This window comes from Roseibium sp., assembly GCF_048260565.1.
Lineage (GTDB): Bacteria > Pseudomonadota > Alphaproteobacteria > Rhizobiales > Stappiaceae > Roseibium.
In genome coordinates this window covers 1-2,150 of sequence record NZ_JBLXGP010000029.1, presented here as the reverse complement: position 1 = coordinate 2,150, position 2,150 = coordinate 1, and the positions used below count along the sequence as shown (strand labels likewise).

The following is a 2,150-nucleotide window of genomic DNA, read 5'->3' as shown; positions in this document are numbered from 1 at the left end:
CTTCGAAACGACGCCTGGCCGCATGCTGATCGCGGAGCTTCTGCCGAAGCACCACGAAGTGCCGTTCGACGTCTGTAACAAGCTGATGACCAAGAAGGACATCTCCAAGATGATCGACACGGTTTACCGTGCCTGCGGTCAGAAGGAGACGGTCATCTTCTGTGACCGGATCATGCAGCTTGGCTTCAAAAACGCCTGTAACGCCGGCATCTCCTTCGGTATGGACGACATGGTTATCCCGGACACCAAGCAGAAGCTTGTTGCCGAGACGGCCGCTCTCGCCACCGAATACGAGCAGCAGTACAACGACGGTCTGATCACCCAGGGTGAGAAGTACAACAAGGTCGTTGATGCCTGGGCGAAGTGCACCGACAAGGTCGCCGACGAGATGATGGCCCGCATTAAGGCGGTCCAGATCGACGAGGAGACCGGACGTCAGAAGCCGATGAACTCGGTCTACATGATGTCGCACTCCGGTGCTCGTGGTTCGCCCCAGCAGATGAAGCAGCTCGCCGGCATGCGCGGCCTGATGGCCAAGCCTTCCGGTGAAATCATCGAGAACCCGATCATCTCGAACTTCAAGGAAGGCCTCTCGGTTCTCGAGTACTTCAACTCCACCCACGGTGCCCGTAAGGGTCTGGCGGATACGGCGCTCAAGACGGCGAACTCGGGTTACCTGACCCGTCGTCTCGTCGACGTTGCGCAGGATTGCATCGTCACCATGTCGATTGCGGCACCAACGTGCCACTGCCAATGACGGCTGTCGTCGATGCCGGTCAGGTGGTTGCATCGATCGGTCAGCGTATCCTGGTCGGACCACGCTCGATGACATCAACCACACCCTTGACGGTGCTGATGGTCAAGAACGAGCTTCGACGGTTGATGAAAACCCAGGTTCTGGCATCGAGGCTACGCTGACATTCAGTCGGTCGCATCCGCGCCGCTGACCTGTGACATCCAAGACCGGTTTGCGGAACTGCTACGGTCGTGACCTTGCGCGCGGTACGCCGGTCAACATTGGTGAAGCTGTCGGCGTTATCGCCGCCAGTCAATCGGTGAACCTGGTACCAGCTGACGATGCGTACCTTCCACAGGCGGCACAGCCACCGTGGTTACAGCATCGTTCCTGGAAGCCTCGTACGAGGTACCGGTCCGCATCAAGAACGCAACATGCTGCGTAACTCCGATGGCAATCTGATTGCCATGGGCCGTTCATGGCATCCAGGATCCTGGATGAATGGCCGAGCGCTCTTCGCAGCGTGTGGCTTACGGCTCAAGGATCTATGCCGATGACGGCGATGCGGTGACGCGCGGACAGCGTCTGGCCGAGTGGGACCCGTATACGCCCCGATGATGACGGAAGTCGAAGGCACGTGGAATTCGAAGATGTCGTCGATCGGCATCTCGGTCTCTCGAAGCCACGGACGAGGCAACCGGCATCACCAAGCGTCAGGTCATCGACTGGCGCTCGACCCACGCGGTACGATCCTCAAAGCCGTCGATTGTCATCAGGACAGAACGGCGAGATTGCAACTGGCACGCGGCGGCAAGCCGTTCCAGTTGTCGGTGGACGCCATTCTGTCGTCCAGCCGGTCGCATCGGTGAACCGGTGACGTTCTGGCTCGTATCCCGCTCGAAAGCGCAAAGACCAAGGACATCACCGGTGGTCTGCCGCGCGTTGCGGAACTGTTCGAAGCTCGCCGTCCGAAGGACCATGCGATCATTGCCGAAATCTCCGGTACGATCCGCTTCGGCCGCGATTACAAGAACAAGCGCCGCATCATCATCGAGCCGGCGGACGAGGGAATGGAACCCGTCGAATACCTCATCCCGAAGGGCAAGCACTTCCATCTGCAGGAAGGCGACGCCATCGAAAAGGGTGAGTACATCCTCGACGGCAATCCGGCACCGCACGACATCCTGGCGGTCAAGGGCGTGGAGGCACTGGCTGCCTACCTCGTCAACGAAATCCAGGAAGTCTATCGTCTGCAGGGCGTGACGATCAACGACAAGCACATCGAGGTGATCGTTCGCCAGATGCTGCAGAAGATCGAGATCACCGACAGCGGCGACACGGAGTTCTTCCCGGGCGAACAGGTCGACCGGATCGACTTCGAGGAAGCCAACCAGAAGGCAATCGATGCGGCCCG

At 59.3% G+C, this 2,150-nt stretch carries 1 pseudogene; it reads left to right on the top strand.

The features are described 5' to 3' along the window. Positions 1-2,150: pseudogene (locus ACN0SO_RS27040) on the top strand (DNA-directed RNA polymerase subunit beta'); the annotation flags it as partial.